This window comes from Thermococcus indicus (assembly GCF_006274605.1).
Classification (GTDB): domain Archaea; phylum Methanobacteriota_B; class Thermococci; order Thermococcales; family Thermococcaceae; genus Thermococcus; species Thermococcus indicus.
Window position 1 is genome coordinate 1878943 of record NZ_CP040846.1, and the last position, 25417, is coordinate 1904359.

The 25417-nt window shown below is 56.0% G+C and carries 33 protein-coding genes and 1 rRNA gene; 11 read left to right on the forward strand and 23 right to left on the reverse strand.

Going from position 1 to position 25417, the window contains the following annotated elements:
* Nucleotides 1–42 precede the first annotated feature (42 nt).
* A 5S ribosomal RNA gene (gene rrf / locus FH039_RS10145) occupies nucleotides 43–164 on the reverse strand.
* A gap of 55 nt (nucleotides 165–219) precedes the next feature.
* Between rrf and FH039_RS10150 the strand changes: the two genes are divergently transcribed.
* A complete protein-coding gene (locus tag FH039_RS10150; RefSeq protein WP_139681224.1) occupies nucleotides 220–1755 on the forward strand; it encodes a hypothetical protein in 1536 nt (511 codons plus the stop codon).
* Nucleotides 1756–1759: 4 nt separating this feature from the next.
* Nucleotides 1760–2179, forward strand: a complete 420-nt coding sequence (locus FH039_RS10155; RefSeq protein ID WP_139681225.1) for a ribonuclease P protein component 4 — start codon at nucleotides 1760–1762, stop codon at nucleotides 2177–2179.
* On the opposite strand, the gene FH039_RS10160 is transcribed toward FH039_RS10155, so the two are convergent.
* Nucleotides 2161–2742 carry a cyclase family protein gene (locus tag FH039_RS10160; RefSeq protein ID WP_139681226.1) on the reverse strand — a complete coding sequence of 194 codons (582 nt, stop codon included), beginning with the start codon at nucleotides 2740–2742 and terminating at the stop codon, nucleotides 2161–2163. The genes FH039_RS10155 and FH039_RS10160 overlap by 19 nt on opposite strands.
* 142 nt (nucleotides 2743–2884) lie before the next feature.
* Between FH039_RS10160 and FH039_RS10165 the strand changes: the two genes are divergently transcribed.
* Both FH039_RS10165 and tsaA read left to right on the forward strand, forming a co-directional pair.
* Complete coding sequence (locus FH039_RS10165) at nucleotides 2885–4150, forward strand: adenosylhomocysteinase (protein WP_139681818.1); 1266 nt, start codon at nucleotides 2885–2887, stop codon at nucleotides 4148–4150.
* 28 nt (nucleotides 4151–4178) lie between these two features.
* Entirely contained in the window at nucleotides 4179–4601 is a 423-nt protein-coding gene (gene tsaA, locus FH039_RS10170; RefSeq protein WP_139681227.1) for a tRNA (N6-threonylcarbamoyladenosine(37)-N6)-methyltransferase TrmO, read from the forward strand.
* Between the two features lie 18 nt (nucleotides 4602–4619).
* Here the strand turns inward: tsaA and FH039_RS10175 are convergent, their stop codons facing one another.
* The 7 genes from FH039_RS10175 to FH039_RS10205 all read right to left on the reverse strand — a co-directional run bounded on the left by FH039_RS10175 (nucleotide 4620) and on the right by FH039_RS10205 (nucleotide 10910).
* A complete protein-coding gene (locus FH039_RS10175; RefSeq protein WP_240703315.1) occupies nucleotides 4620–5636 on the reverse strand; it encodes an AAA family ATPase in 1017 nt (338 codons plus the stop codon).
* Nucleotides 5637–5690: 54 nt separating this feature from the next.
* Nucleotides 5691–6725 (reverse strand): tungstate ABC transporter ATP-binding protein WtpC, encoded by a 1035-nt coding sequence (gene wtpC / locus FH039_RS10180; RefSeq protein ID WP_139681229.1) that lies wholly within the window; start codon nucleotides 6723–6725, stop codon nucleotides 5691–5693.
* Nucleotides 6718–7470 carry a tungstate ABC transporter permease WtpB gene (gene wtpB / locus FH039_RS10185; RefSeq protein WP_139681230.1) on the reverse strand — a complete coding sequence of 251 codons (753 nt, stop codon included), beginning with the start codon at nucleotides 7468–7470 and terminating at the stop codon, nucleotides 6718–6720. The genes wtpC and wtpB overlap by 8 nt, the downstream gene beginning before the upstream one ends.
* Before the next feature lie 39 nt (nucleotides 7471–7509).
* Nucleotides 7510–8523, reverse strand: coding sequence for a tungstate ABC transporter substrate-binding protein WtpA (gene wtpA, locus FH039_RS10190; protein ID WP_240703316.1), 1014 nt, complete (start codon nucleotides 8521–8523; stop codon nucleotides 7510–7512).
* Nucleotides 8524–8669: 146 nt separating this feature from the next.
* Complete coding sequence (locus tag FH039_RS10195; RefSeq protein WP_139681232.1) at nucleotides 8670–10019, reverse strand: ATP-binding protein; 1350 nt, start codon at nucleotides 10017–10019, stop codon at nucleotides 8670–8672.
* A 22-nt stretch (nucleotides 10020–10041) separates the two neighbouring features.
* Nucleotides 10042–10599 carry an HD domain-containing protein gene (locus FH039_RS10200; RefSeq protein ID WP_139681233.1) on the reverse strand — a complete coding sequence of 186 codons (558 nt, stop codon included), beginning with the start codon at nucleotides 10597–10599 and terminating at the stop codon, nucleotides 10042–10044.
* Between the two features lie 2 nt (nucleotides 10600–10601).
* Nucleotides 10602–10910, reverse strand: a complete 309-nt coding sequence (locus FH039_RS10205) for a GTP-binding protein (RefSeq protein ID WP_139681234.1) — start codon at nucleotides 10908–10910, stop codon at nucleotides 10602–10604.
* A 49-nt stretch (nucleotides 10911–10959) separates the two neighbouring features.
* Between FH039_RS10205 and FH039_RS10210 the strand changes: the two genes are divergently transcribed.
* Nucleotides 10960–11517, forward strand: coding sequence for an Era-like GTP-binding protein (locus FH039_RS10210; RefSeq protein WP_139681235.1), 558 nt, complete (start codon nucleotides 10960–10962; stop codon nucleotides 11515–11517).
* Here the strand turns inward: FH039_RS10210 and FH039_RS10215 are convergent.
* From FH039_RS10215 to FH039_RS10225, 3 genes are read right to left on the reverse strand one after another with little or no spacing between them, the layout of a single operon-like run.
* Nucleotides 11514–11918 carry a secondary thiamine-phosphate synthase enzyme YjbQ gene (locus FH039_RS10215; protein WP_139681819.1) on the reverse strand — a complete coding sequence of 135 codons (405 nt, stop codon included), beginning with the start codon at nucleotides 11916–11918 and terminating at the stop codon, nucleotides 11514–11516. The genes FH039_RS10210 and FH039_RS10215 overlap by 4 nt on opposite strands.
* Nucleotides 11918–12211, reverse strand: coding sequence for a hypothetical protein (locus tag FH039_RS10220; protein ID WP_139681236.1), 294 nt, complete (start codon nucleotides 12209–12211; stop codon nucleotides 11918–11920). The genes FH039_RS10215 and FH039_RS10220 overlap by 1 nt, the downstream gene beginning before the upstream one ends.
* On the reverse strand, nucleotides 12190–13470 hold the full coding sequence (locus FH039_RS10225; protein ID WP_139681237.1) for a prenyltransferase: 1281 nt from the start codon (nucleotides 13468–13470) through the stop codon (nucleotides 12190–12192). Before FH039_RS10225 ends, FH039_RS10220 begins: the two co-directional genes overlap by 22 nt.
* A gap of 116 nt (nucleotides 13471–13586) precedes the next feature.
* Here FH039_RS10225 and FH039_RS10230 point away from each other — a divergent pair, with 116 nt between their 5' ends.
* Nucleotides 13587–14687, forward strand: a complete 1101-nt coding sequence (locus FH039_RS10230; protein WP_139681238.1) for a TRM11 family SAM-dependent methyltransferase — start codon at nucleotides 13587–13589, stop codon at nucleotides 14685–14687.
* Here FH039_RS10230 and FH039_RS10235 read toward each other — a convergent pair.
* Nucleotides 14684–15112: a CoA-binding protein gene (locus FH039_RS10235; RefSeq protein ID WP_139681820.1), complete on the reverse strand. Its 429-nt coding sequence runs from the start codon at nucleotides 15110–15112 to the stop codon at nucleotides 14684–14686. The two genes, FH039_RS10230 and FH039_RS10235, sit on opposite strands and share 4 nt — an antisense overlap.
* Before the next feature lie 60 nt (nucleotides 15113–15172).
* Between FH039_RS10235 and FH039_RS10240 the strand changes: the two genes are divergently transcribed.
* Nucleotides 15173–15616 (forward strand): hypothetical protein, encoded by a 444-nt coding sequence (locus tag FH039_RS10240; RefSeq protein ID WP_240703219.1) that lies wholly within the window; start codon nucleotides 15173–15175, stop codon nucleotides 15614–15616.
* On the opposite strand, the gene FH039_RS10245 is transcribed toward FH039_RS10240, so the two are convergent.
* Genes FH039_RS10245 through FH039_RS10260 form a run of 4 tightly spaced genes read right to left on the reverse strand, consistent with a single transcriptional unit; the run spans nucleotide 15588 to nucleotide 18434 of the window.
* Nucleotides 15588–15983 (reverse strand): NfeD family protein, encoded by a 396-nt coding sequence (locus FH039_RS10245; protein WP_338064600.1) that lies wholly within the window; start codon nucleotides 15981–15983, stop codon nucleotides 15588–15590. The genes FH039_RS10240 and FH039_RS10245 overlap by 29 nt on opposite strands.
* A gap of 2 nt (nucleotides 15984–15985) precedes the next feature.
* A complete protein-coding gene (locus FH039_RS10250; protein ID WP_139681239.1) occupies nucleotides 15986–16633 on the reverse strand; it encodes a M48 family metallopeptidase in 648 nt (215 codons plus the stop codon).
* Nucleotides 16627–17985 (reverse strand): glycerate kinase type-2 family protein, encoded by a 1359-nt coding sequence (locus FH039_RS10255; protein ID WP_139681240.1) that lies wholly within the window; start codon nucleotides 17983–17985, stop codon nucleotides 16627–16629. The genes FH039_RS10250 and FH039_RS10255 overlap by 7 nt, the downstream gene beginning before the upstream one ends.
* A gap of 29 nt (nucleotides 17986–18014) precedes the next feature.
* On the reverse strand, nucleotides 18015–18434 hold the full coding sequence (locus FH039_RS10260) for a DUF371 domain-containing protein (RefSeq protein WP_139681241.1): 420 nt from the start codon (nucleotides 18432–18434) through the stop codon (nucleotides 18015–18017).
* A gap of 108 nt (nucleotides 18435–18542) precedes the next feature.
* On the opposite strand from FH039_RS10260, the gene FH039_RS10265 reads away from it, so the two are divergent.
* A complete protein-coding gene (locus FH039_RS10265; RefSeq protein WP_139681823.1) occupies nucleotides 18543–18746 on the forward strand; it encodes a 30S ribosomal protein S17e in 204 nt (67 codons plus the stop codon).
* Between the two features lie 45 nt (nucleotides 18747–18791).
* Here the strand turns inward: FH039_RS10265 and FH039_RS10270 are convergent, their stop codons facing one another.
* The 3 genes from FH039_RS10270 to rbcL all read right to left on the reverse strand — a co-directional run bounded on the left by FH039_RS10270 (nucleotide 18792) and on the right by rbcL (nucleotide 21485).
* The gene (locus FH039_RS10270; RefSeq protein ID WP_014013476.1) at nucleotides 18792–19388 is read right to left on the reverse strand and encodes an ArsR/SmtB family transcription factor; all 597 of its coding nucleotides are present in this window, start codon (nucleotides 19386–19388) and stop codon (nucleotides 18792–18794) included.
* Between the two features lie 83 nt (nucleotides 19389–19471).
* On the reverse strand, nucleotides 19472–20053 hold the full coding sequence (locus FH039_RS10275; RefSeq protein WP_139681242.1) for a thymidine kinase: 582 nt from the start codon (nucleotides 20051–20053) through the stop codon (nucleotides 19472–19474).
* Between the two features lie 97 nt (nucleotides 20054–20150).
* Entirely contained in the window at nucleotides 20151–21485 is a 1335-nt protein-coding gene (gene rbcL / locus FH039_RS10280; RefSeq protein ID WP_139681243.1) for a type III ribulose-bisphosphate carboxylase, read from the reverse strand.
* Nucleotides 21486–21876: 391 nt separating this feature from the next.
* Here rbcL and hpkB point away from each other — a divergent pair, with 391 nt between their 5' ends.
* Entirely contained in the window at nucleotides 21877–22080 is a 204-nt protein-coding gene (gene hpkB, locus FH039_RS10285; protein ID WP_014013473.1) for an archaeal histone HpkB, read from the forward strand.
* A 44-nt stretch (nucleotides 22081–22124) separates the two neighbouring features.
* Here hpkB and FH039_RS10290 read toward each other — a convergent pair whose 3' ends face one another.
* From FH039_RS10290 to FH039_RS10300, 3 genes are read right to left on the reverse strand one after another with little or no spacing between them, the layout of a single operon-like run.
* Complete coding sequence (locus FH039_RS10290; protein ID WP_139681244.1) at nucleotides 22125–22619, reverse strand: metallophosphoesterase; 495 nt, start codon at nucleotides 22617–22619, stop codon at nucleotides 22125–22127.
* A 9-nt stretch (nucleotides 22620–22628) separates the two neighbouring features.
* Nucleotides 22629–23540 (reverse strand): transcription initiation factor IIB, encoded by a 912-nt coding sequence (locus tag FH039_RS10295; RefSeq protein ID WP_139681245.1) that lies wholly within the window; start codon nucleotides 23538–23540, stop codon nucleotides 22629–22631.
* Nucleotides 23541–23546: 6 nt separating this feature from the next.
* On the reverse strand, nucleotides 23547–23867 hold the full coding sequence (locus FH039_RS10300; RefSeq protein ID WP_139681246.1) for a Gar1/Naf1 family protein: 321 nt from the start codon (nucleotides 23865–23867) through the stop codon (nucleotides 23547–23549).
* Nucleotides 23868–23989: 122 nt separating this feature from the next.
* Here FH039_RS10300 and FH039_RS10305 point away from each other — a divergent pair, with 122 nt between their 5' ends.
* The gene (locus FH039_RS10305) at nucleotides 23990–24838 is read left to right on the forward strand and encodes a PfkB family carbohydrate kinase (protein WP_139681247.1); all 849 of its coding nucleotides are present in this window, start codon (nucleotides 23990–23992) and stop codon (nucleotides 24836–24838) included.
* Between the two features lie 67 nt (nucleotides 24839–24905).
* The gene (locus FH039_RS10310) at nucleotides 24906–25415 is read left to right on the forward strand and encodes an NUDIX domain-containing protein (protein ID WP_139681248.1); all 510 of its coding nucleotides are present in this window, start codon (nucleotides 24906–24908) and stop codon (nucleotides 25413–25415) included.
* The last annotated feature ends 2 nt before the right edge of the window (nucleotides 25416–25417 follow it).

Genomic DNA, 25417 nt, shown 5'->3' on the forward strand with positions numbered 1-25417 from the left:
AACTTTTGTGTAGGTGATTATCCAGAGAACAGGTAAGATAGTGGCCGGCGGCGTCCCCGGTTTCCCGCCCCCTCTCGGAGGGCAGTACACCCGGGATCGCTGGCGGGCTTAACTTCCGGGGTCGAAACGAGACCGGGTGTGACCCCGCCGCTATGACCGCCGTACCGATACATACCTGCCGCGGAGGGTTTATAAACTTTACGGTCAATAGAACCGTCGATGGAGAGGGAGATACTGGAACTGCTGAGGCTGGAGAGGGCAAGGGAGCCGCTGAGTCCCGGCAGACGGCTCAGGGAGTTTCAGTCGAGAATCCAGCGGTTTAAAAACGGCGAAGACGTTGAGATAGAGGGTTTTCTGCTGGGCAGAAAGCCCCCCAACGCCCCAAGGGACGCCGCATACTACCTCCTGTCCCCCCTCTCCCCCTCGGAGCTGGCGGGGCTCGGGAGGGACGAGTTCAGAACGTACCTGGTGGTACGGGCAACGGAAGGCACGAGGGTCAGCGGGGACGTCAGGCCAGGAAGCTACGTCGCGGTGAGGGGAACCGCGGACGCGTACCGCTGGGGGAACCTGAGGATGGTTCACGCCACTTCAATCGAAGGAAGGGACTACTCGGAGTACTGGAAGGACCACCGGGAGTTCGCGCTGAGCAGGCGCGAGGTGGTTGACCTGTTCGAGAGGACCATCTACGTCCGCAGGGACATGATGAAGGCCCTTATCTATTCACTCTACGGTGTGCCGTACATCCTCTGGGGAAGCGAGGCCCCCCAATGGGGCGAGGGTTTTGAGTACACCGTCTACAAGTACGGGGAAAACATGGGGCTCCTGGCCCTCTGGAAGGCCCTGAAATACTTCCAGTCGAGCCTGCCGTGGGAGGTCCGTCTGAGGAAAGAAACCGCCCTCGAGATAATCGACCCGGCACTGGACATCGATTTCCGGATACGCAACCCCAACGGGACGGATATGCGGTACTACACCCCCTCCTCCAGGAGAGGACTGGTTAGAGTGCCGAAATGGAGCGAAGGGCACGTAGTAAACAAAAGGGCAATCGGTCTGCTGCCCCGGGATGTCGAGGCAACTCCAACAGACCCCCTGGCCAAAATCTCCGAAACCCCCTTTGTGCTCATGCCGTGGGATGAGAAGCCGTACTTCGAGGAGAACCGGGAATTCCGGCAGCTGATTCCCAACCTTCTCGTGACCATTTTCATCAACAGGGAGCGCTATCTCTCAATGAGCCACGGGGAGCTGAGCAGACTGAGGGACGAACACCTGAAATGGAGGAGATGGGGCAGGAAAGAGTACAGCGAAACGTTCGAGAAGCTGACGACCCCAAGCGGCGTGCTCCACCTGGGGATGAGGTTCTACCTTGACAGCAGGCTCTTTGGAGCCATAACCCGTTTCTACGGGAGGGTAACTGACAGGGCGGTTAAAGACGTCAGGGAGATCGACGATACGATACTGAACGAGTGGAACGTGGTTTTTGGCGAGCTTGTTAGAAAGCGGCCGGAGGTCATAATGAAGCTCGAAAAGGAATACGAGCGCTACATCCCCTACGACGCCCGCGCCCAGAAGGCTCTGCAGATATTCCACGACCTCGCCTCCACAAGCCCTCTTGGAGAAGTCACCCGGGAGGAGTTCCTGAGCGAGATGCTGAAGAACGGCTTTAACGAGCGGGACGCTCTCAACCTGATTGAAAAGTTTATAGCCACCGGCTACATTTACGAGCCGTTTCCGGGAAAGCTGATACTGATACGGTGATACCATGAGCAAGAAAAAGTTCATCCGCCAGAGGGAGCAGAGGGAAAAGCGCAGAATTGCCCGCGAGAGGATTGAGACACTCTTCACCCTTGCCGAGCGCGTCTTCCCCTACGAGCCCGAGCTGGCCAACCGCTACGTCGAGATAGCCCTCGCGGTTCAGCAGAAAGCGAGAATAAGGATGCCGAGAAAGTGGAAGCGCCGATACTGCAAGCGCTGTCACACGTTCCTCGTCCCGGGCGTCAACGCCAGGGTGAGGCTCCGGAACGGCCACGTTGTCATCAAGTGCCTCAACTGCGGCCACATCATGAGATACCCGTACATCAGGGAGCAGAAGGAGCGTAGAACCGCTTCTCTCACAGGGAAAACCGTCGAAAATGGACAGGGAATCAAAGCACCGTCAGAGAATCATTCCAATTCCCTCTGAACTATCGCCACCGCCCTGACGGGGCTTCCTGAGCCACCCTCTATTCTCAGGGGGAACGCTGCGAAGGTGAATTCCGCCCCAATGAGGACTTCCAGGTTAACCAGATTCTCGAAAACAGGAACCTCTGCACTCAGGAGTATCTTGTGAACGGCCTCGTCGCCTATGCTCATGGAGTCCGTGCCCACGGCCTTAGCCCCCTCCGCCACGAGAAACAGCGCCACCTCGGGAGATAGTTCCCTGCCGCCCGTCAGGAAAAGCACCATCTTTCCAAAGTAGCCGCCATCAGGAATCTCATCGAGTCCTACCGGCCCCTCCCCCTCCCTGACGTCCAGAACGATGCCCGCACCGATGAACTTCTCAAGCGGCATCTCATCGATGGTCTTCCCCCCGGGCACGAAGTGCGCCGGCGCGTCAACGTGGGTGCCGGAATGCTCCCCCATCTTCAGAACGTTCATGTAGTAGCCGTCCCTGTCGATGACGGCCCAGAGCTTCACACTCACGGGCGGGTCGTCCGGATAAACCGGGGTGTTTTCCGAGATGGAGAGGGAGAGGTCTATTATCATGGGAACACCAACAGTTATAACGCCATCAACCTAAAAACCTTTCCGGAGATTGAATGAGCCACTTTAAATATGAAATTGAATACACAAAAATGGTAGCCCAAGTGTTTTAAGGTATGGCCCTAAAGGTTCACCGGTGATGGTGATGAACTGCACGAGGGATTACTGCGTTAAGGACATCAACCTGGCCCCCAGCGGCGAGAAAAAGATAGACTGGGTTTCGCGCTTCATGCCGGTGCTCCAGCACATAAGGGCCGACTTCGAGAAGAGAAAGCCATTCAAAGGGGTCAGAATCGCGACGACGCTTCACCTTGAGATGAAAACCGCCTTCCTGCTCCTTACGCTCAAAGCTGCCGGTACAGAGGTTTCAGCGGCAGCCAGCAACCCCCTTTCAACCCAGGACGACGTTGTCGCGGCACTGGCAAAGGCAGGCGTCAAGGTGTATGCCATTAGAGGGGAGGACAGGGAGCAGTACTACGAGTTCATGCACAGAGCTTTGGACATAAAGCCGAACATCATCATAGACGACGGCGCGGACATGGTGAGCACCGTCCTCAAGGAGAGAACCGAGCTGATAGACGGGCTCTGGGGGGCGAGCGAGGAAACGACAACGGGAGTGATAAGGCTCCGCGCCATGGAGAAGGACGGCGTTCTGAAGTTCCCCATCATAGCGGTGAACGACAGCTACACCAAATACCTCTTCGACAACCGCTACGGCACCGGCCAGTCAACGTGGGACGGAATCCTGAGGACAACCAACCTGCTGATAGCCGGCAAGAACGTCGTCGTTATCGGCTACGGCTGGTGCGGCAGGGGTATAGCGATGAGGGCAAAGGGCCTCGGAGCGACTGTGATAGTGGTGGAGGTTGACCCGATCAGGGCGTTGGAGGCGAGGATGGACGGCTTCCTGGTCATGGACATGATGGAAGCTGCCAAGGTTGGGGACATCTTCGTCACCTCAACGGGCGACATCAACTGCATAAGGAGGGAGCACTTCGAGGTCATGAAGGACGGCGCCATAATGGCCAACGCCGGCCACTTCGACGTGGAGATAAGCAAACCGGACCTAGAGAGCTTAGCCGTCGAGATAAGCGAGCCGAGGCCGAACATAACCGAGTACAAGCTCAAGGATGGAAGGAGGCTCTACCTCCTTGCCGAAGGCAGGCTCGTAAACCTCGCCGCGGCAGATGGACATCCGGCCGAGATAATGGACATGAGCTTCGCCCTGCAGGCGAAGGCGGCCGAGTACATACTGAACAACCACGAGAGGCTTGAGCCAAAGGTCTACGTGCTTCCGAGGGAGATAGACGAGATGGTTGCAAGGATCAAGCTTGCCTCGATGGGGATAAAAATCGAGGAGCTCACCGAGGAGCAGAGGAGGTACCTGGAGAGCTGGGAGCACGGGACCTGAGTCCCTTTTTTCTTTCCGGGTGGTGGCCATGAACTTCGAGCCCTTCAAACTCGTTCCCGTCGGCCACGTGAGGAAGGAGGGGGAGACCTTCATCGAAATCCTACCGGAGTTCGGAGAAGCCATGGATGGTCTCAACGAGGGCGACTGGATAAAGCTGATCCTCTGGTTCCACGCCAGCGACAGGCCGGAGAGGAGGAGCATCCTGAAGGTTCACCCCTACAACAACCCGGCCAATCCCCTCAGGGGAGTCTTCGCAACGCGCTCGCCGGTCAGGCCCAACCCACTGGCAATATACGCAGTTAGAATAAACCGCGTCGAGGGAAACAGGCTCTACATCGACTGGATAGACGCGATGGACGGGACGCCGGTTGTTGACATCAAGATTCTCGTGGAGAGGCTGGATTGCCCCGAGAAAAGCCCCGAAGGGGTCGTTAATAGAAAAGGGACATAGTGAAACCATATCGCAAGGTCAGCTACCGAGATCAGCACGTATATCCTGGAGTATATCCCCAGCAGCTGACAGAGGCGAGACCCTGTAGCTCAGCTTCTCCCCCCTCTGGAGGTGAAAAATCTTCCCATCATCCTTCCCCGGAACATCGCACGACGCCAGCAGTTCAATGAGCTCCGGGCTGTGGGTGGTCATGAACACCTGGACGTTATGACTAACGGCACCGTTCAGGAGGGTTTTTGCCATCACGCGGAGGGATTTTGGATGGTGGAACGTTTCAGCCAAGTCAATGAAAAGATACCCGCCCTCAAGGAGGGGCATTAAAAACGATATCACCATCGCACTCTTAAACCCCTCACCCATGAGGTAATACGGATAAACACCATCCTCGGTCTCAACGTGGAGAACCCAGAGGCCTTCCTTGAAAAGGGGGCTGAATCCCTTGGTGCCGGGATACGCCTGCCTGAGTATCCTTATGCTGTCCTTCACAATCCGTTTCTCATAGGCGTGTGAGTAGAGAACTTCGGCATAGCCAAACTTCCTCAGCGTCGTGGGTATCAGGAACTCAAAGCCATGGTGCGGAAGGAATACCTTTGGAGTGACCTCATGCTCATCAAACCCACCCGGGGCCAGTTCCTCCCTTGACACAACGGCCTTAAACTTGGGAACCACCTCATCTTCCCTGTCTATCTCCAGATACGCCACCAGCTTGCCTCGGAGTTCATCGTCCCCCCTCCTGATTGTGAGGGTAACCGACTCGTCCTGCATTCTGGCGGTCAGGTTAATCGTATCCGTGCCCCTGTGGAACAGATCATCCACTGCAAGAGCCCCGTACCAGCCCCTCCAGAGCAGGGCCTGCCGAAGGGTCTCGGCAAAGACCATTGCCCCCTTTCGAGCTGCCATGAGAACGGAGAGCGCTTCAAGCACGCTTGATTTGGAGGAGTTGTTTCTCCCAACCAGCACGTTGATCCGGCCGAGGCCGGACAGCTCTAAACTACGGATCCCCCTAAAGTTCCGGATGCCCAGCGACTCGATCATCCCACCCACCACCAAATTCTCTGAACGTTCACCAATTAAACGTTATCGACCCGACTAAAACACGTGCAATGCACTCGCCTTGAAGCTGACGTAAACTTCCTTCCCCTTCGTTATTCCCATCTCCAGCATCGAGGACCGGGTTATGAAGGCCCTCAGATGCAGGTCGCCAATTCTCAGATGAACCCTGACGAGCGGGCCGAGTTCTTCAACCGACTCAACCAAGGCCTTGAACTCGTTCCTCGCTGACGTTCTAATGGGGCCCAAGGAGAGGATTATGTCCTCAGGGCGAAGGCCGACGCGAACCCTTCCCCTCGCCTCAGCCGGAAGCTCTATCTCGACGCCGTTGCTCCTCAGAATCCTTCCCTCCGCGGTGCCCTCTATGATGTTCTCGAAGCCGAGGAACCGCGCCACCTCCTCGCTCGCCGGTCTCGAAAAGACGTTCCTGACCGAACCTGTCTGGACGAGCCTTCCATCGAGCATGACGCCCACCCTGTCGCCCAGGCTCACCGCCTCCTCGAAGGAGTGGGTAACGTGCAGCGCGGTGAAGCCAAGCTCTTTCTTCCAGCGCTTCATCTCACCCAAGAGCCTCGCCCTGGTCTGAACGTCGAGGTTGGCGAAGGGCTCGTCCATGAGAAGAAGGGCAGGCTCCACGACGAGGGCCCTGGCTATCGCCACGCGCTGGCTCTCCCCGCCGCTCAGGGTTTTCGGCCTTCTGTGGAGGAGGTGGGCTATTCCCAGAACCTCGACTATTTCCTTGACTTTCCTCTCGATTTCCGTCCTCGGAACCCTCCGGAGCTTAAGCCCGAAGGCTATGTTGTCGAAGACGCTCATGTGGGGGAAGAGGGCGTAGTTCTGTGGGATGTAGGCTAGGCCACGCCTCTCCGGAGGTAGAGCGGTTATGTCCTCGCCGTTGAGAAGAACCCTTCCCCCGTCGGGTTCGATTATCCCAGCTATTATCTCCAGCAACACCGTCTTCCCGGCCCCGCTCGGGCCGAGGATTATGAAGTGCTCGCCCTCGCTAACGCTGAAGCTTATCTCCCTCAGCCGGAACTCCCTCCAGTCCTTGGAGATTCCCTCAACCTCAAGCATTGGCCTTCCTCCCCACGAGCCAGCGCAGGATAACGAAGACGGTGAGGCTCATCACGATTAGAATCACGGAAATCGGCCTCGATGCCCTCAGGCCGTAGTTGTTGAAGTACTCCATGACGAGAACCTGGGCCGTTTTGGGGTAGTAGGCGACGATTAGTATCGCACCCACCTCGCTTATGGCCCTCGCCCACGTCATTATGACCCCGCTCGCTATAGCCGGAAACGCCATCGGGAGTGCCACGGAGAAGAACGCTCTTAGGCGGGAGGCACCGAGGGTTCTGGCAACGTGCTCCAGCCCCTCATCAACCGCCAGAAAGCCATCGCGCGCGGCGTTTATCGCGAACGGAGCTGAAACGAAGAGCATCGCGGCTATTATTCCCGTGTAGCTATCGAGGATCGCGCTTGAAAAGGCCACGAGGAGCATTATCCCGACGACCGAGTGCGGGATGACGATGGGAACGTCAACCAGGGCCTGGACGAGGCTCTTCCCGGGGAAATCCTTCCTGGCCAAAACGTAGCCCAGTGGGACGCCGAAGAAGAGCGCGATTAGAGCTGTCGCCGTCGCCGTGAGGAGGGAGTTCCTGAGGGCCTCGATGACGTAGGCGTCGTGAAGGGCCCTGAGCAACATTTCGAAGTCCGAGGCCTGCTTCGCCAGTATGACGATGAGAGGGAGAGCTATGTAGACCACGAGAAAGCTCCCCATCGCAGCGAAGAAGTAAAGCGTGTAGTCGCGCCTCGTCCCCATGGCGATCCCTCTGGATTTGGGAGGAGGGGAATAAAAACCTCACCCCTCCACCTTGACGAGGGGCTTTATCTCGTCCGGGACGCTGCCGAAGGCAACCGGCGGCCAGATGAAGTCCTGGTGGTTCTCCTGGAAAACGCGCCTGCCGTTCTCCCCGAGGAGGTACTTGAGGAACTCGATGGCAAGCTTCCTGTTAGGCGCGTCCTTGGGAACGGTGACGCCGTAGACAATGGGCTTGGCCTTGATGACCTTGCCGGTGGAACCGATGTATATGCTCACCTTCCCGTAGAAGTCGGCCTTGTTGAAGTCCTTGAGGTTTATCTCATCCGGAAGGGTTATGTAGCTGAGGTCGTGCTGCTCGGCAACGCTCTTGTAGATGAAGTAGTAGTCGAGGCTTCCGCTCTCGACGAGGGCGGTAAGGTCCGTCTCCTTGGGCCTGATTACAACCTTGTCGTTCTTTATCTGGATATCCTTGGGGGCGACTATCACGCTTCCGTTGAAGTATATGTTCGTGTTCTTCTCCACGAGCGTCTCGAATACCGGTTTGTCGTAGTAGTAATCCGCCAGCTTCATGACCATGACGCTCCTGTAACCGCAGGGGTCCTGGTTCGGATCGCTGAAGCCGAAGGAAACATCGTCCCTCGCCAGTATCTCGTACCACTTATCCGGATGGGCCCTCATCTCCTCAGCGTACTTGCTGTGCTCGGTGAAGGCTATGACGATCTCGTTGGTGGCGAAGAGGACGTAGAAGTCGGTAAAGTTCGGCACCATCAGCTGAGGGATCAGCGTGTAGTCGGCGACCGCCACTATGTCGGCCTTCTTGCCCAGGTCAGTGACCTTCCTCACGGCTTTGACGCTGCCGCTGGCCTCGTCCTGGAAGGTCACCTTGTAACCGAGATTCTTCTCCGCGTAATCCGAGAACTCCTTCTCAAGTTGCTGGAAAGGTATGCTCAGCGAACCCGCGTGAAAGACTATGAGGGTAGCTTCCTTTAGTTCTGAGTTTCCGGAGCCGTTTATGCAGCCGGCGGCGACAACGGATAGCACGAGGAGAGCCATAAGTGCAATGCCTTTCCACCTCACTGGAACCACCAATGGAATGGGCAGAATCGGGTATTTAAACATTTTGAGAAAACAAAAGGATTAACGTAAGCGAAAGTGTTTTCTCAACTTAGCCTGAATTCCCCAAGGAAATCAAGGGATATCTATACGGAGAACAGGTCGCCGATCTCAAAAACAATAAAACCCTTTTCCTCGAGCATTTTCCTTCCCTCAACAGCCCTCGCAACGAGTCCAAGTTTTCTCTCCTCCGTCCTGGTTCTAACGTTCTCCGCCTTCTCCTCTAGATTCTTAAGAATCCCAACGGCTTCCCGGTAGCTCAAAGTGCCCCATTTAGCCTCGAAGAAGTAAGCTATCCCATCTTTCACGCCGACGAAGTCGATCTCCTCGCTCTTACTCCACCACCTTCCACCTCTCTCAAAGGCGAATTTTATCCAGAGGAAGTCGGCAGCGGTCCTTTCAAAGACCCGCCCCATGTAGTGGTCGAAGTTCGCCTTGACCTCCTCAAGAACCTCGCCGTAGAACTCCCGCTCAATCCTCTCCCTGTTCGGATAGACGAAGCGGAACCAGAAGCGGAAGTAGTTGTTGGCGAACTCATAACGGAGGTTTCTCCTCTTTTCGGGCTCAAAGGCCGGGTGAACCTTGCGTATAACCCTTATCCTTGCGAGGTTGTCGAGGTAGCGCGAAACAGTTCCCCTGTCGAAGCCCGTGAAGTTCACTATCTCGCCGAAACTCGTCTTCCCTAAGGCTATAGCTTTTAGTATCGAGAAGTAGCGCGCCGGCTCCCTGAACTCCTGCCTGAGGAGGAACTCCGCCTCGGTGTAGAGGGGGCTTTCCTTCCGAGTGAACAGCCTCTCGACGTTCTCCCAGAATGGCAACCTTTCATCAAACTGCCTCAGGTAGGCGGGAATCCCATCGGTTACGCCGTAGACCCTAAGCAGGTCCTCCGGGGAATAGCCCTTAAGGAACTCCCCAACGTGCCAGTACTTCAGGGGTTTAACGTCGAGCTGCATTGTTCTTCTCCCGTAGAGGGGGCTCTTGTGGCCGAGGAGCCTCTCCATCATGCCGATCGAGGAACCCACGAGCACGAGCTTAACCCTTGAGTTCTGGAGGTGCAAATCCCACGCTTTCTGGAGAAGAGACGGAAAAGCGGGATTTCCTTCAACGAGATAGGGGAGTTCGTCTATTACGATGACCCCCTTTCCTCGCTCCCCAAGGAGGCGGAACAGCTCGACCCAATCAAGGTCGGAACGGCCTATTACATCGTCCCCCAGAAGCTCAGCAACCTTTTTCCGGAACTCCGCAAGGTTCTCCCCCTCGCTCCTCTCGTCCACGAGGAAGTAAAGGTACCTGAACCCCCCGACGGACTTCAGGATGAGGGCTGTCTTTCCGACCCTCCTCCTGCCGTAAACCACTATCATCTCTGCTTTATCGCTCTCAAACGCCCTCCTCAGGGCTTTAATCTCATACTCCCTGTCCACAAATTGTTGCATCATGATTAGACTAATCGTGTTGCAACTATTTAACTTTTTCCCTCATCTCAAAGAGGCCTTCCACAATCTCCCTGAAATGCTCATAGAACTCGCTCTCCCGGAGGGAATCCATGGCCTTCCAGAACTCCTCGAGGTTGGCAAAGCCGGCCCTTTCGTATTCGAGTGCCTGAATCAGCATCTCCAGCTTGTCGGCGAACTTTACGAGCCTGCCCTCGAGGCTGAGGCCCTCCTCGTACTCCCTCCACAGCCGGAAGTACTCCCTCGGATTCGATGTTTTGATGAAAAGCTCCATCGCGGCCTTCTTCTCGGCCTTGTCCTTGTCGAGGTAGTACTGCGCCGTCAGGGGTATGTCGGTGACCCTCGCCTCGACGAGGTCATGAAGGAGGGCTATCTTGAGGGCCCGCTCAACGTTTATCTCAACGCCCTTAGCCTTCAGCTCATCGGCCAGAAAGAGGGTTATCAACGCCACGCGGTAGCTGTGGTCGGCTATGCTCTCGGGATTTGAAACGCCGCGGAGGAGCCAGCCCGTTCTGGGAAGCCTTTTCAGGTTCCCCGCTTCGATAAAAAGGTCGATGAGGGACATTTTTATTCCTCCGTCGTGTAGAGGGTTCTTTCAGTTTCGATGGCGCTGGCCATTATGCAGTCGCCGAGGAAGCGGCCGTAGACCTTCACCCACTCGCCCTTTCCGAGGCACGGGCTCCCCGAGAACTCAACCATGAGGCCAGAAACTTTAAAGGTAGTCCGGTAACTAGGCAACTCCATGGGGAGGAACTCAACCAGGGGTTTGTCCTCGATGGTGCCCTCGATGACGACGTTCTTACCCCTGAATGAATTCAGCTCATCAACCGTAACGATGTAATAGTAATGATGACCGAGTTTGACCCGCTTGGGCATGCTCACCACCTTTATATGCCAGCCTTGTAAATATCTGCGGGGTGAGGGTATGATAAAGGTTGCGATTATCGGTGCCGAGAACGCCGGCAAGTCAACGCTCATGAACGCCCTCATAGGCGGCAAAATATCGGAGGTGGAGAACCTCCCCGGAACTACCAAGGGGACGATACGGAGACGCTTCGGAAAGCTCAAGATACCGAAGAGCATGAAGAACCCGCTCGGAGGGGCCGACGAGTTCGTCCTCATAGACACCGCCGGCCTCTTCGACCCCCAGAGGGAGCTGAGGGGCAAGGTTCTGAGCGAGGAACGCTTTAGGGAGATAATCAACGAAATAGTCTCCTCGGATATAATCATCCACATGGTCGATGCCACGGTCGGCCTGCACAGGGGCATGGAGAAGCTCCATCACATGCTCAAGTTCCGCTACGAGAAGCCGATAATCGTCGTCATCAACAAGATAGACCTCGTCCCGCCGGAGAGGGTGGAGGAGATAAAGGAGATAATAAAGAAGCGCCTTGAGCAGGATGCAATACCCCTCTCGCTTGTCACCTACGAGGGGTTTAACGACCTGCTCGAGAGGCTGGCGTATTACGCACAGTACGTCTAACAGCGGCAGATCTTCACCAGAACCTTCCTGTGCCTCGGGCCGTCCAGCTCAATGAACAGGATTCTCTGCCAGGTTCCAAGGAGCAGCTCGCCGTTATCTATCGGGACGGCGACTTCTGGGTTCAGAAAGAGGGTTGCCCTCAGGTGTGAGTGGGCGTTGCTGTCTATGCGGTCATGGACATATCCCGCCCCTCTGGGAACAAGCTCTTTCATCTTCGCCTTAATGTCCTCAAGCAATCCACTTTCGTTTTCGTTTATCACCAGTCCCGTCGTGGTGTGGGAGGTAAAAACGACCGCGATGCCGCTGGTCACGTCGCTCTTCCACACGAGGCGCTGAATCTCGTCGGTTATGTCAATTATCTGGAACTTCTCCGTTGTGGGAACCTTAACCTCGAACAGCATCAGCCCCACCGGCCGAGTCCTTTCTTTATCTCGAGTAAAAGCTTATCGGGGGCCTCAATCGAACCGGAAACAACCGCCCTCAGGAGGACCGCCTTCTCGTAGGCATCAATCAAGTCCTTTCTGCCGTTATCCAACACCTCCGAGCGGAGGGTTCTGTATATCTCCTCAACTGCGTCTCTGAACAGCACCTCGTCGGAGTACAGTTCCTTGTTCGTCAGGAGGATTGTTATGAGATAGCTGACGAAATCAACCCTATCCTCTTTTCTGCCTATCAATGCCTTGAGCCGTTCCATGACTTAACCCTCCCAGGGAGCTCCTGTTCCAGGGCCTTAAGCAATATCTCCGAAATCAGAATTGAAGAGAACCTCGCGTCCCTGACCTCCAGGGCAACATCTATAGCATCCTCCACCCTTCCAGCCTTAACCAGGTTATGGGCTATATCTGCCATTGTTATCGAGCGCAACCTCTCGGTTCTCAGCGACCTGGCGATCCTCATGGCCTCACCGAGCTTTCCGGTGACAATATAATACCTGGCCACCTTAACCAGCACGTCCTCACTGCCTGTGGAGTTCTCAACGGCCCTCACTATTGAATCACTGCCCAGAGAAGGCCGTTCAAGGATGGCGTTCATGACGGCTTTCCCCACAGATTCAGCTTCTTCCTCATTCAGGGCTCCCAAAAAGCCAGGAAGTGCGTCCCCGTCCCGGAGGAGAAGCTCAAGCGCAATATCCTCAAGGACCTCCTCACCCCCAACTTTCCTTACAAGACGCACTGCAGAGAAGCCCTGACCACTTAGGGCAAACGCAAAGGCCAGGCTCGGAAGAAAATCCCTGCCGAGCTTTTCGGCCATCTCATCCGCAACGTTCTCAAGGAGGTCTATGTGGTGCCCCAGCACGCCCTTGTCCTTGAGGTAAAACACAACCTCCTTGAAGATATGCTTGGCAAGGTTCCTGTCCACAATCTCCCGGAGGCTCAGTATGGCGTTCTCATAGTTCCCGCTGTAGAGGTAACCCTTCACGACCTCGGCCAGTGCCCTGGAACGATACGGCTCGCGTGTCACGTATTCCAGGACCAGCTTATTCCGCCTGAGGCGGTAGGCGGCTTTCAATGGGTCCCTACCAATCAGGGCAGTGTTCCTTGCTAAGATCTCAACCAGAACCTTGTTTCTGAGTTTTTCGTTATGTATCTCCGACGCAAACAGGATGGCATCCCCTATGTAACCGAGAGAAAGAAGGTACTCCACAGCGGTCTTCATAACGACATCCCTGTGGGACTGCGGGAGCACCTTTGAGTCCTCGAGGACACTGTTGTATACCCTTCGGAAGGATTTAATCCCTGCTTTAGCCATGGAATACCCGATAGAGAGAAGCGCTCGAAACATCGTCGGGGGATCGTCTATTTCCCTGGCGGCCTCAACGGCCATTACAAATGCCTCTCTGTACAGTTCATTATGCGTCCTGGCAAGCCTTTCACCAATTTTAGCGTACGTTGTGGATTTTACATAGCCATCAGCGATGACATCCACCGAGGAAAGAATCTCCTTCACTAGCATGGACAGACCCCCGGAATCGACGGAAACGATTACTACCGCCAAAATTTGATTGTAGGCCGATTCTTATTAACTTAACCCTCGGAACGTTTTTAAGAGGCTCCGATCAGTGCATAAACATGTACGCGGTCATATTTGGCAAGAATCCGGCGCTCAGCGAGGCGGAATTTTATTCATTCAGCAGAAGATTCGGCCTAAAGGTTAGCCCAATTGAGTCAAGCCGTTACTGGTTGTTATTCGATTCATCGTCTCACGTTGAAAGATATTTCCACTGGCTCGGTGGCTCTCTAAAGCTCGTTAGGATAGCCGGAGAGGGTGAGGAGGCCATAAAGGACCTCGAATACGCTAGGCTCTTCACGGTCAGCCTCTACGGCAGAAACGACTGGAAGCTCTGGCGGAAGCTGGGGAGCGCGGTAAAGAGGGAATTCAAAGCCGAAGGCCCCTCAAAGTTCTTCAAGCCGGCAAAAGTTTACTCCATGCCCGCCGAGCTTATCCTTAAGGGCTTTCCAGAGGTTAAGGACTTCGTATTTCTCCTCCGCGAGGACGGGAGCTTTCTTGTAGGTGAGACCGTGAAGATCACCGACCCGTTCGAGCTGAAGAAGCTCGATGTGGGGAGGCCGGTTCAGAGGCCGATACTCTCAATCCCGCCCAGGCTCGCGAGGATAATGGTGAACCTGACGGAGGTGGGGAAGGGCTCCTTCCTCGACCCCTTCTGCGGGATAGGGACGATAGTTCAGGAGTTCGTCCTCCAGGGACTTTCAGCCTACGGGGGCGACCGAGACCCGGAGAGAATACGGGACGCCAGGAAAAACCTGGCATGGCTCAGAAAGGAGTTCCGGATCAAGAACTCCGCTCACCTTGAGGTCTGCGACGCGAGAAAGCTGAAGCGGTGCTTCCGCCAGCGGTTCGACGCGGTAGTTACGGAACCCTACCTCGGAAAGCCCCTCCGGAGAAACCCGAACAGGGGGGAGGCGATAAAACTGGCCAACGAGCTGGACAGGTTCTATTATTCTGTCTTCGAGAGCTTTGGTGATGTCCTCAAGAGAAACGGAAAGGTGGTCTTCGTCTTCCCTGCCTACAGGCTGAGCGGTGGGGGAATATACAGAAAGGAGAGGAAGTGGCTGGCCAAGCTCGGCTTCGAGGTCCTTGGGAGGTACACGGACTACGAGGAGAGGCATAAACTCGTGAGGGACATCCACGTGCTGAGGTATCGGGGCTAACCAATCAGCCTCGCGTGCTCCTGCTTTATGCAACGATGTGCAACAGCCGTTAAACCTGCCTCCTTTGCCTTTTTGAACGCCTCCCTGTTGTAGGTGTTGAACTGGAACCACACAACTTTTGCCCCCTTCTCTATCGCCTGCTCGACGTAGTCTATTGTGAACTCCGGCCTTACGAAGAGGTCGACTATCTCGACGTCATCGGGGATATCAAGAACGCTCGGGTAGCACTTTCTTCCAAGGACTTCATCGTAGCGGGGGTTCACGGGATAGACCTCATAGCCGTGTTCGAGGAGGTAGCGCATCACGTCGTTTGCGTCGCGTTCGGGCTTCGGTGAAGCGCCCACAAGGGCGATCTTCCTGTACTTCGTCAGGATTTCTCTAAGGTCATCGTCACTCAGCCTGTCAACGGGCATTATCCTGACCATCATACCACCGGTAAAGCTTGGAGGGTCAAACTTTAAAGACCTAACCGAGAGGTTTCTTCGGTGGGGGGTTTGCTTTACGAGGAAAGGTTTTCGGCGAGATGGGTCTTCCTGCTCCTGCTTCCCGCGCTCATCGCACTGGGCATTGGACTCTACATGACGTACAAGACTGAAGAAGGTATATGGGGCATCGCGGTGGCGTGGATCATAACGCTCCTGATAACCGTCGAAGTCTCGTCCTTCAAACTCCAGATTGATGAGAATTCCGTGAGGATCAGGGGAGGTCTCGGTCTCTTCGTCAGGATAACCGTTAGAATCGAGGACATCGAGGGATTCATTGTGAAGCATGACTGGAAAGCCTGCGGGGGCAGGGTTCACTTCAGTCTACCAGCGAGAGGATGTGTACTTCTCAGAAAGAGAAACGGAGGCACCGTCTCGTTTTCAACGAACAACCCGGAGGAAGTTGCGAGGGTTCTGGCTACCCTCGGCGTTCCACGAGAACCCTAGTGCCCTGAACCGATATTATTCTGACCTTTTCGCCCTTTTCGGCCCTTCCGTTTAAGCATTCCGCCTTCCAGAGCTCGCCATCGAGCTTAACGACTCCTTCTGGAGAAAGGTCTTCGACAACGAGGGCCGTTCTCCCGACCAGACTCTCGGGGCCGGTTTCGGGCCTTTTGTCCACTCCACCTCCGAGAACGAATGGCGCTATGAGAAAATCCTTGGCCAGAAGAATTAGCATCACAGGCAACCCCACCCATAGGGGAATCTCCATTCCCATCCCGGGGAGCACCAAAAAGATGAAAACGCCGACGATAATCTCATCGGCCATCAGTGCGAGGAGCTTGAGCAGATTCCCGGCTTTTATACGCCACATTTTTAGACCTCGCCCCTTGCCAGCCACTTCCAGTACGGGTTCAGCTCGACTATCGTCCACCACGTCTTAAGTTCCTTTCTGGCGTTCTTGTAATCAGGGTAAAACTCCCCCACCAGCCCCCAGAAGGCCTTCGAGTGGTTCATGTGCTTCAGATGGGCAAGCTCATGGATTACAACGTACTCCCTGAGTTCGGGCGGAATCGCTATGAGGCGGACGTTGAAGTTCAGGTTCCCCTTTGGGGAGCAGCTCCCCCACCGGCTCTTCTGGTGTCTGATGTACACCTTCCCCGGCTCCACCCCCATTCTGCCGGCGTAGGAATCCACGAGGGGCAGGAGTTCCCTTCGGAGGATTTTCTTCAGGTAGCTAACCATATCGTTGGGGTTGGGGGAAAGGACGACGGTTTTGAACTTCTCGTGAACCTTGGGCTTTCTCCCGTGGATGACCTGGTAGAACTCGCCATTGATGGGAAAGCCCGATTCGGCTATCTCGCGAAGGCCCTCTATCTCGGCCAGCTTGCCTTCAAGCCAGCCGCGGTGCCTCTCGATTAGGTTATCGACGTCGAAGCCCTCTGGGGCGGTAACCACGACCGTCCCGTCCGGCCTCACCTCAAGCCTCGCGTACTTGACCGGCCGACGGCGAACCCTCAGCATCCCCGCTCACCTTTCGATGGGTAATGAACATGCCAGCGTTCTTTCGGGATGACCGCCACCACCAGAGAGTTCACGTTGGTTCCGGTCGGCCCGATCTTGAGGAGGGCTCCGACCCTTTCCAGTGCGGGATAGGCGTCGTGCCTCCTGAGGGCTTCCTCGACGTCTATTCCCGCTTCCCTGAGAAGCCCAAGCGTTTTCCCGCCCACGATTCCGCCGGCGGCATCGGTAGGGCCGTCCGTCCCGTCGGTATCTACAGCAAGAACGACGGCGTTCAGGCCCGCTATCTTCCGGGCGATGCTCAGCGCGAACTCCTGGTTCGGCCCGCCAAGGCCGGCTTTTCCCTCGATGGTCACAGTCCACTCGCCACCGGCTATCAGGACGGTGGGCTTTGGAATCGGGCGGTCGTATCTGGCTATCTCCTGGACTACCGAGCCTATCGCCAGGGCTATCTCTCTTGCCTCGCCTTCGAGGGTCGTGGTGAGTAGCAAAGCATTGTAGCCGAGTTCCTTCGCCTTTGCCAGCGCGGATTCGCAGGCGAGGGTGTTGCTTCCGACTATGAAGTTGTGGACGTTGGGCAAATCCTCCTTGAGGGTCTCCTCGGCCTTCCCCTCAAGTCCCAGCTCGATGTGTCTCTTAACGCTCTCCGGCAGCTTTTCCCAGACGCCGTAGAGCCTCAGGATTCTGAAGGCGTCTCCGAAGGTGGTGGGGTCCTTTACGGTTGGGCCCGATGCTATCGCCTCAAGCGGGTCGCCGACGACGTCCGAGAGGATGAGACTTATCACCGTCCCCCTCACGCGCTTGGCCAACTTACCTCCCTTGACGGCCGAGATGTGCTTTCTTACTGTGTTTATCTCGTATATCTTTGCCCCGCTCTTCAGAAGGAGCTCGTTCGTTCTAATTTTGTCCTCCAGGGTTATTCCCCTCTCCGGGAGGAGGAAGAGCGCACTCCCGCCGCCGGAGATAAGGACGAGGAGGATGTCGTTCTCTCCAACCTTCTCAGCTAGTTCGAGGCCAAGCTTTCCAGCTAAGATGGAGTTCTCGTCCGGAACTGGATGGCCGGCCTCGATGACCTTCAGCCTTCCCAACCCGGGACAGTTTTCGGCGTAGCCGTACTTGGTGATTATCACCCCTCCCTCAATCCTCTCTCCGAGGGGGTCAACCACCGCTCGCGCCATTGAGCAGGCGGCCTTGCCGAAGGCCAGGAGATAGATCCTTCCCCGAACCGGAAACATCTCACCAGAAACGACCAGGTGGTTTCCCTCAATCCCGAGGTTCCTTTTCACCGCGAGGTACGGGTCAGCGGCTTTCAACGCCGCGTCCATCAGGGCGAGCGCCGTTTCTTTAGGTGTCATGTGAAAAGATAGTTTGCGGAGCTTAAAAATCAGTCGAACACCACCAGCTCAATCTCGGCGGTCGTCTCGGGGTTCTTCAGAAGCTCCACGATGCGCCGGTCTATGTCCCTGGCGGCCTTGTTGGCCCTTATCGCGAGGGTTCTGGCGTCCACGTAGGTGCTCTTCCTGATGACCATCGAGTACTCGTGCTCGAGAATCAGCTCCGGGCTCCCCTCGGCCAGGACCTCATCGGTGAGGTCGCCCACCCTGATGCGGATCAGGAGCTTCTTTCCGGCCTTGAGGGCACGTTTGAAATCCTCGCTCAGGTCGTTTATGCCCCTGTCCGCTTCGATGCACAGTATGCAGTCCCCCCTTGGGGTGAGGTAGTTTTCCTTCGTGAACTCAAGCGTCGATCTGTGGGTTGCCCTGACGTTCTCGTGTCCCCTGCAGCGGATGATCTCCCTCATCATGGCCATGAGTTCGAGAGAGGGTTTATAAGTTTGAAGAGGGAAAAGCTTTAAAACGGCTTTCGAGATTGGGGTATGGTTGTCAGAGTCAAGATAACGGGGGGATTGATGATGGGAAACATCAAGCAGACTTTCATCAAGAGAACCGCTCGCGAGCTGTTTGACCGCTACCCGAACGAGTTCACCAGGGACTTCGAGCACAACAAGAAGAAGGTCGAGGAGCTCACCAACGTCACCAGCAAGACCATCAGGAACAGGATAGCCGGTTACGTAACCAAGCTCGTGAGGATGAAGGAAGAGGGCAAGATGCTCTGAGCCCTTTTCTAGGATTTATTATCTTCGGACCCTTCCAGCCGATTCTTAAAAGCTTTCCAGGTCCTCAAGTATCTTTCTCGGCAGCCTGGGGGCGAACTCCTTCAGGAGCCTCTCGAACTCCCGTTCGTTTTCCTGAGCCACCCTTCTGAAGAAATTCTCTATGTACGTCTCCGTCAGCAGGCGGACTTCCTCCAGCTCCTGCTTTGTCCGGATTATCTCATTTATCCTCTCCTGTATTTCCGCCAGAAACGTTAGGAGCTCGTCTATTTTGGCGTCCGCGGGCTCGGTGGACTTTATGAGCGCCCTGGCCTGGTTGTACTCCCTGGTTCTCCTGGGGGCCTTCGGCTCGTACATCTCGGTGCCGAAGGTGTACGGAGTGAGGAGTACCTCCATTCTGAAGCCCCTCTTTATCGTGTAGTACTTCCTGGGCCTGCCGCGCGGTATCTTCTCGGTCCTTCCCTCTATGAGCCCGGCGCTCTCGAGTATCCTCAGATGCTCAAGGACCGCCTTCTGACCGACCCCCAGCTCCTGGCTCAGCTCGCTCACAAAGTAAGGTCTCTTGGTGAGCAGGATGAGTATCCTCCTGCGGGTCTCGTTTCCCAGTATGTCCAGCAGCCTCCCCATGTTCTTATTTGACTCCATGGCCTCTCACCCCCTTTCCCTAACCTGATGTAAGAAAAGATTACTTTAAGCTTTTCGGTGGATCCGGGAGAAAAATTGGGGGATTAGGGAACAACGTGGTGCTCCCTGCATCTGGCTTCATAGCTCTCGCTGCTTCCGACGAGGATTATCGGGGAGTCCCTCGGGGCCGGCTTCCCATCAATAAGACGCTGGCTCCTGGTCGCGGGTTTCCCGCAGACCGTGCAGACGGCGGTGAGGTAGACGATGTTATCCGCACGGACGAGGAGGTCCCTGGTCACCGGGAAGGGGTCCCCCTTGAAGTCGAGGTTGAGGCCGCTCGCAATCACGTAGATTCCCTCGTCGGCGAGGCGGTTCAGCGTCTCGACTATTACCTGCGGAAAGAACTGAACCTCGTCCACCCCGATTACCTCGAAACCCTCATCCAGGGTAATCCTCTCAATGAGTTCGACGCCTTCCTCATTCGTGGGGACGACAAAGGCCTCATACCTGAGACCGTTGTGGGCAACCACGTCATCCTCGGAATATCTGTTGTCGATGCTGGGCTTGAAGAGGGCGGCCTTTCTCTTGGCGAAGGTCTGCCGCTCTATCCTCTTTATAAGCTCGGTGGTTTTGCCCGCGAACATCGGCCCAGTTATGACCTCCAGGAATCCACCAGGGTGAACCATAACACCACCGGGAGAAGAACATCCCTACCCGTTAAATCTCCTCCGGGAGAAAAGTTGAACGGAAGACGAAAATAGAGAAGAAAAGCCGTCAAACCTGTCAGACCGGGGTGACGTGGCCCCACTTCTCCAGGGCACGGGCAAGTTCCCTGTGGCTCTTGGCGTATTCGTCGAGGGGGATTCCCTGCATTATGGCATCTATCGCCTGCCTGACGGCCCTTGCACCCGCAGCAGGCCCATCGGGATGTCCGAGGGTTCCTCCACCGAGCTGGAAGACGATGTCGGTTCCGAGGGCATCCACAACGGGCTGGATGTTGCCGGGGTGGAGGCCGCCGGAGCTCGTCGGGAACGCGGCCTTTATGCCGTAGAACTTCTGCTCCATGTGGAAGACGTCGTTCTCGTCCGGCTTGTAGTGCTTCTCCCTGAGGATCCTGGCGTTCTGAATGACGTCCCACTTTCCGCCCTCGAGCTTGCCTGCTCCGGCCGTTCCAACGTGGAGCTGGTCGATACCGACGAGCCTGTAGAGCTTCGCCAGGACGAACATCGAGATGCCGTGATGCTTGTTCCTGGTAAAGGCCGCGTGCATGGCCCTGTGGCCGTGGACGGCCAGGCCGTAGTCCGCCGCCAGCTCGGTTATGTACTCGAGCGCTCCCCAGCCGGTTATGACGACATCGACCATCGCGTGCTTGAGGCCAAGATCGGCCAGAACCTCAAGCCTGCGCTCCATCTCAAGGAGAGGAGCGGTTATGTTGGCGAACCAGGTCTTCTTCTCGCCGGTCTCGTTCTCAACCTTGTCTATTGTCCTGGCCATTATCTCGGCGCGCTCATCGAAGCGGTTGTACCAGGGGCTCGTGAGATTCTCGTCGTCCTTCATGTAATCGGCACCGTTTGATAGGAGGTCGTACGCGAGCTTTTCGAACTCCTCAGGGGAATAACCCACCTTGGGCTTTGGAACGACACCGTAGAGCGGCCTGTCCTTGATATCGAGCATCTTCCTGACGCCCTCGATACCAAAGGCCGGACCGTTAAACTCCCTGATGAGCTTCTCGGGGAAGTAGAGATCCTCAAGGCGAAGACCCCTGACGCGCTTCATCCCGAAGACGTTGCCTGCTATGCTGGCCAGAAGTCCTGGAAGGTTCACCTCCTCAAAGGCGTGGAACGGGTAAGCTATCCTGACTATCCAGCTTCCGTCGCCCATGTCGTGGAAGTCGTAAGCCTTGGCCGAAAGGTCGGCCCATCTCTCCTGCTCATACCACTCGTAAAGGGTGGTCCAGGTTCCGGTCGAGCTCTCGGCGGCGACTGCACCGGCGGCCGCCTCGATGGTGTACCCCTCGGCGGGGGTTACGCGGAACACGGCTATGATGTCCCTCTTTTTATTGGGCTCATAGGCCTTGTCCACGTAGTAGTCGTATATCTTGTCAAACTTCTCTACCATGCTTTCACCTCCTGAGTAACTCGGAGATTATACGGCCACCTATAAAAATGCTATGGTTCATTATTGGGACACTCCTGCCCCCATATGAGTATCGGGGACACTTTTACCGCACCAGCGCCCCAAACTTCCGCCCCGCTTTTGAAAATCAAAGCTGTGTTCCTCCTGCAAACTGGGTTTCAAGGGCAGATAGCCCTTTTCAAAACTTTGCCCTCGGGTTTGTATTGGGCCGTTCATAAGGTGGCAGGCGAAGGATGCCGAATTTCTAAACACCCCACCTAAAAACAGCCGATTATCGCCCCCAGAAGCCCCTGTTTCCGAAAAGTTTATATAGGCCTTCCTTCCTAGAATAGAACGCAGATACCTGCAAAACAACGTTTAGGAGGTTGGGAAAATGGCTGAGTTGCCGATTGCCCCAGTTGACAGGCTGATAAGGAAGGCCGGCGCCGCCCGCGTCAGCGAGGACGCCGCCAAGCTCCTGGCCGAGCACCTCGAGGAGAAGGCCATGGAGATCGCCAGGAAGGCGGTCGACCTTGCCCACCACGCCGGCAGGAAGACCGTCAAGGCCGAGGACATCAAGCTCGCCATCAAGAGCTGATGGCCTTTCTTTTCCTTCCTTAGCTTTTCTGAAAGTTTGAATCTTCACCAGAAGCGCACCCTTTCGACCCGGACGCTTTCTCCATTGACCTCAAGGAGTGCAAAGCCGGCCGAATCCATCCTGGGGAACGTCGGCGAGCCGGGGTTGAGGAGGATCACCCTTTTCCCGTGAACCGAGTAGGTATCGTGGTAGAAGCGGTGCGTGTGGCCGAATACGAGAATGTCCACCCCCAGGTCGAGGGCTTTGAACGTCAAGAACTGGGCGTTGAGCGAGAAGAACCCGTGCCCGTGGAGAAGACCGATTCCAATATCCTCTGCATCGATGACCCTTTCCTCTGGGAGGTTGAGGTAATCAGCGTTCCCCCGAACGGCCACCACAGGAGCGAACCGCTCAAGCTCCTCCAGAAGCTCAGGAGACGTAACGTCACCCGCGTGGAGTATCAAATCCGGCGTTCTCTCCTCAAGGTGCTGGAAAAGAAGGGAAGGAGGGTTTCGGGTCTTATCGCCGTAATGGGTGTCGCTCGTCACAGCTATAAGCACGGACATCCCTCATATCGGGACGTTTATGTTGAGCTTCTCCACCAGCTCCTTGTAGCGGTTCCTCACGGTGACCTCGGTTACGTGCGCTACCTCCGCCACCTCGCGCTGGGTCTTCTTCTCACCCTCCAGGAGGGAGGCAACGTACAGGGCAGCCGCGGCCAATCCCGTCGGCCCCTTACCGCTCGTTATGCCCCTGTTTATCGCCTCCCGGAGTATCTCCTTGGCCCTCTTCTTCGTCCGGGCACTCACGTTTAGAGCGTCGCCGAAGCGGTCAACGTACTCAATCGGGCTGGTCGGGCGGAGGTTGAGGTTGAGACCCCTCGCTAAGAAGCGGTAGCTCCTTCCTATCTCCTTCTTCGTGACCTTTGAAACGGCCGCTATCTCATCGAGAGTCCTGGGAATGCTCTCCATCCTGCACGCCGCGTAGAGTGCCGCGGAGACCATTCCCTCAATCGAGCGCCCGCGGATGAGCTTCTTCATGACGGCCTTCCTGTAGAGGGAAGCGGCGACCTCCTTGACGCGCCTCGGGAGACGCATCTGTGCCGCCATCCTGTCCAGCTCGCTCAGCGCGAACGCGAGGTTACGCTCGGCCGCGTCGTTTATGCGCATTCTCCTCTGCCACATCCTCAGACGGCGCATCTTGGTCCGGTACATGCCGGTTATCTGGTTCCCGTGTATGTCCTTGTCGCGCCAGTCTATGTCGGTGGAGAGGCCCTTATCATGGATCATCAGCGTCATGGGCGCACCGGTCCTGGCGCGCTTGGCCCTCTGGTCGGGGTCGAAGGCGCGCCACTCAGGACCCTCATCGACGACATTCTGCTGAACAACGTAACCGCAGACAGAACAGACAATTTCGCCTCTCCTCGGGTCATAAAACAGCTTATCGGAGCCGCAAACCGGACATACATTCTTATCAGCCAAAAGCTCTCACCCCCTCTTTCTGGGGGCAGGGCGTCTTGCCTTTCCGCCCTTGTAACGCTTCTTCCCGGACCTGGCTTTTCTGCCGGGCCCGGATTTCTTCCTGGAGGAATCAACGTACAGCAGCGCACCGATGTAGCTCTCGGGATTCTTGACTCGCGGCTTGACGGCCACATAGGGCCTCTTAACCGGCCCGAAAACATCCTTCACTACCCCGACCACGGTGAGCTTCTTGTCAACAACCGGGTCGTTGAGTGAGGGAACCCAGTCAGTCCTGAGAACCAGGAACCCCTGCTTTGCATAGTGAGAAACTTTACTCAGGCGCTTCATAGCCCCACCCCAAAAGGACATATCCTTTTAAGCTTTTCGTTTTTGCCCTTATAAACTTTTCGGAAAATTTCCAAAAGGTTTTTATGGATAGTGTGGCTAACAACAAAGATTGGGCGGGTAAAATGAGGTGCCTCATCGTCGGCCATCTCGTGAGGGATATCATCGTTAAGGGTTCCGGAATAGAACACCGCATCGGGGGCGGGGCGTACTATTCTGCGATGGCCCTGTCCAGATTCTGCAGGGTCGAGATCCTGACCAGTGTCGGGCGGGATTTTCCCGAAAGCTGGCTCCAGGGACTTGAGGAAGCGGGCATAGTGCTCCATACGATACCCGCGGAAAGCAGCACTTCCTACCGTCTCCGTTATCTCGACGGGAACACAAGAGAACTCAGCCTCCTCTCCGTCGCGGAGAGAATAACCAACATGCCACACGGGAGCTACGATATAATCATCCTCAACCCCGTTGCGGGCGAGGTTACACCCGAAACCGTTGCACTCGCCAAAAGGAGGAGCAACTTCGTTGTCGCAGACGTTCAGGGGTTCATCAGGTCCCCCCACCCCGGAAGACTGAAGCTGACGGGGGTGGACGGCGGCATCTTTAACGGACTGAAGGTTCTCCACTCCGACGTCTCTGAGGCACGGCTTGTAAGAAACCTCAATCCGGAGGGGATAGAGGTGCTTCTAATCTCCCGGGGTGCCGATGTTGGGCAGGCGTACCTCCGGGGACGAAAATACACCTACACTCCGGCCAGGGTTGCGGTGGAGGAATCAACCGGTGCGGGCGACGTTTTTCTCGCGAGTTTTTCGTACTTCTACCACAACTGTCCCTTTATCCAGGCCCTCAAGAGGGCCAGCGCGTTCACGGCCCTTTTTCTCCAGCGCAGAAGCTTCGACTTCCCGATGGACGAAGTGAACGAGCTGGCGATGCGGGTAAAAGTCGAGAGGCTTAATGATATAAATCTCCATGAATAACTATGCCCACCGATGATGAAACGTCAGCATACTGAGAAATGATGAGAGACTTCCCTGAGGTGGTGTTATGGACCGGTACGTTCTGCTCGTTAAGGCCCCGAGGGGCTACGACATAACCCCCGTGCGGGAGGAGCTCCAAGAGTTTCTCTCTAAGACCCATCCGGAGCTTAAGGTCGAGGCGCACAGATGCATAGGTCTCACCGCCGACATCGTCATTCTGTACGGGGGCGGCGTCGTACTCATAAAAAGGAAGCACGAACCATTCAAAGACCGCTATGCCCTGCCCGGAGGATTTGTGGAGTACGGAGAAAGGGTTGAGGAGGCGGCGGTAAGGGAGGCGAAGGAAGAGACCGGCCTCGACGTGAGGCTCATCAAGCTCGTTGGAGTCTACTCAGACCCCAACCGCGACCCGAGGGGACACACTGTAACGACGGCGTTCCTTGCCATCGGAACCGGAAAGCTGAAAGCCGGGGACGACGCCAAAGAGGTTCACGTTATCCCCATAGACGAGGCGCTGAAACTGCCGTTAGCTTTTGACCACGGGAAGATTCTGAGGGATGCACTGAGCCCGAGGTGATG

Coding starts and splice junctions, on each gene's coding strand:
- FH039_RS10150 (WP_139681224.1), top strand. CDS start 220: ATGGAGAGGGAGATACTGGAACTGCTGAGGCTGGAGAGGGCAAGGGAG.
- FH039_RS10155 (WP_139681225.1), top strand. CDS start 1,760: ATGAGCAAGAAAAAGTTCATCCGCCAGAGGGAGCAGAGGGAAAAGCGC.
- FH039_RS10160 (WP_139681226.1), bottom strand. CDS start 2,742: ATGATAATAGACCTCTCCCTCTCCATCTCGGAAAACACCCCGGTTTAT.
- FH039_RS10165 (WP_139681818.1), top strand. CDS start 2,885: ATGAACTGCACGAGGGATTACTGCGTTAAGGACATCAACCTGGCCCCC.
- tsaA (WP_139681227.1), top strand. CDS start 4,179: ATGAACTTCGAGCCCTTCAAACTCGTTCCCGTCGGCCACGTGAGGAAG.
- FH039_RS10175 (WP_240703315.1), bottom strand. CDS start 5,636: ATGATCGAGTCGCTGGGCATCCGGAACTTTAGGGGGATCCGTAGTTTA.
- wtpC (WP_139681229.1), bottom strand. CDS start 6,725: ATGCTTGAGGTTGAGGGAATCTCCAAGGACTGGAGGGAGTTCCGGCTG.
- wtpB (WP_139681230.1), bottom strand. CDS start 7,470: ATGGGGACGAGGCGCGACTACACGCTTTACTTCTTCGCTGCGATGGGG.
- wtpA (WP_240703316.1), bottom strand. CDS start 8,523: ATGGCTCTCCTCGTGCTATCCGTTGTCGCCGCCGGCTGCATAAACGGC.
- FH039_RS10195 (WP_139681232.1), bottom strand. CDS start 10,019: ATGATGCAACAATTTGTGGACAGGGAGTATGAGATTAAAGCCCTGAGG.
- FH039_RS10200 (WP_139681233.1), bottom strand. CDS start 10,599: ATGTCCCTCATCGACCTTTTTATCGAAGCGGGGAACCTGAAAAGGCTT.
- FH039_RS10205 (WP_139681234.1), bottom strand. CDS start 10,910: ATGCCCAAGCGGGTCAAACTCGGTCATCATTACTATTACATCGTTACG.
- FH039_RS10210 (WP_139681235.1), top strand. CDS start 10,960: ATGATAAAGGTTGCGATTATCGGTGCCGAGAACGCCGGCAAGTCAACG.
- FH039_RS10215 (WP_139681819.1), bottom strand. CDS start 11,918: ATGCTGTTCGAGGTTAAGGTTCCCACAACGGAGAAGTTCCAGATAATT.
- FH039_RS10220 (WP_139681236.1), bottom strand. CDS start 12,211: ATGGAACGGCTCAAGGCATTGATAGGCAGAAAAGAGGATAGGGTTGAT.
- FH039_RS10225 (WP_139681237.1), bottom strand. CDS start 13,470: ATGCTAGTGAAGGAGATTCTTTCCTCGGTGGATGTCATCGCTGATGGC.
- FH039_RS10230 (WP_139681238.1), top strand. CDS start 13,587: ATGTACGCGGTCATATTTGGCAAGAATCCGGCGCTCAGCGAGGCGGAA.
- FH039_RS10235 (WP_139681820.1), bottom strand. CDS start 15,112: ATGGTCAGGATAATGCCCGTTGACAGGCTGAGTGACGATGACCTTAGA.
- FH039_RS10245 (WP_338064600.1), bottom strand. CDS start 15,983: ATGTGGCGTATAAAAGCCGGGAATCTGCTCAAGCTCCTCGCACTGATG.
- FH039_RS10250 (WP_139681239.1), bottom strand. CDS start 16,633: ATGCTGAGGGTTCGCCGTCGGCCGGTCAAGTACGCGAGGCTTGAGGTG.
- FH039_RS10255 (WP_139681240.1), bottom strand. CDS start 17,985: ATGACACCTAAAGAAACGGCGCTCGCCCTGATGGACGCGGCGTTGAAA.
- FH039_RS10260 (WP_139681241.1), bottom strand. CDS start 18,434: ATGATGAGGGAGATCATCCGCTGCAGGGGACACGAGAACGTCAGGGCA.
- FH039_RS10265 (WP_139681823.1), top strand. CDS start 18,543: ATGGGAAACATCAAGCAGACTTTCATCAAGAGAACCGCTCGCGAGCTG.
- FH039_RS10270 (WP_014013476.1), bottom strand. CDS start 19,388: ATGGAGTCAAATAAGAACATGGGGAGGCTGCTGGACATACTGGGAAAC.
- FH039_RS10275 (WP_139681242.1), bottom strand. CDS start 20,053: ATGGTTCACCCTGGTGGATTCCTGGAGGTCATAACTGGGCCGATGTTC.
- rbcL (WP_139681243.1), bottom strand. CDS start 21,485: ATGGTAGAGAAGTTTGACAAGATATACGACTACTACGTGGACAAGGCC.
- hpkB (WP_014013473.1), top strand. CDS start 21,877: ATGGCTGAGTTGCCGATTGCCCCAGTTGACAGGCTGATAAGGAAGGCC.
- FH039_RS10300 (WP_139681246.1), bottom strand. CDS start 23,867: ATGAAGCGCCTGAGTAAAGTTTCTCACTATGCAAAGCAGGGGTTCCTG.
- FH039_RS10305 (WP_139681247.1), top strand. CDS start 23,990: ATGAGGTGCCTCATCGTCGGCCATCTCGTGAGGGATATCATCGTTAAG.
- FH039_RS10310 (WP_139681248.1), top strand. CDS start 24,906: ATGGACCGGTACGTTCTGCTCGTTAAGGCCCCGAGGGGCTACGACATA.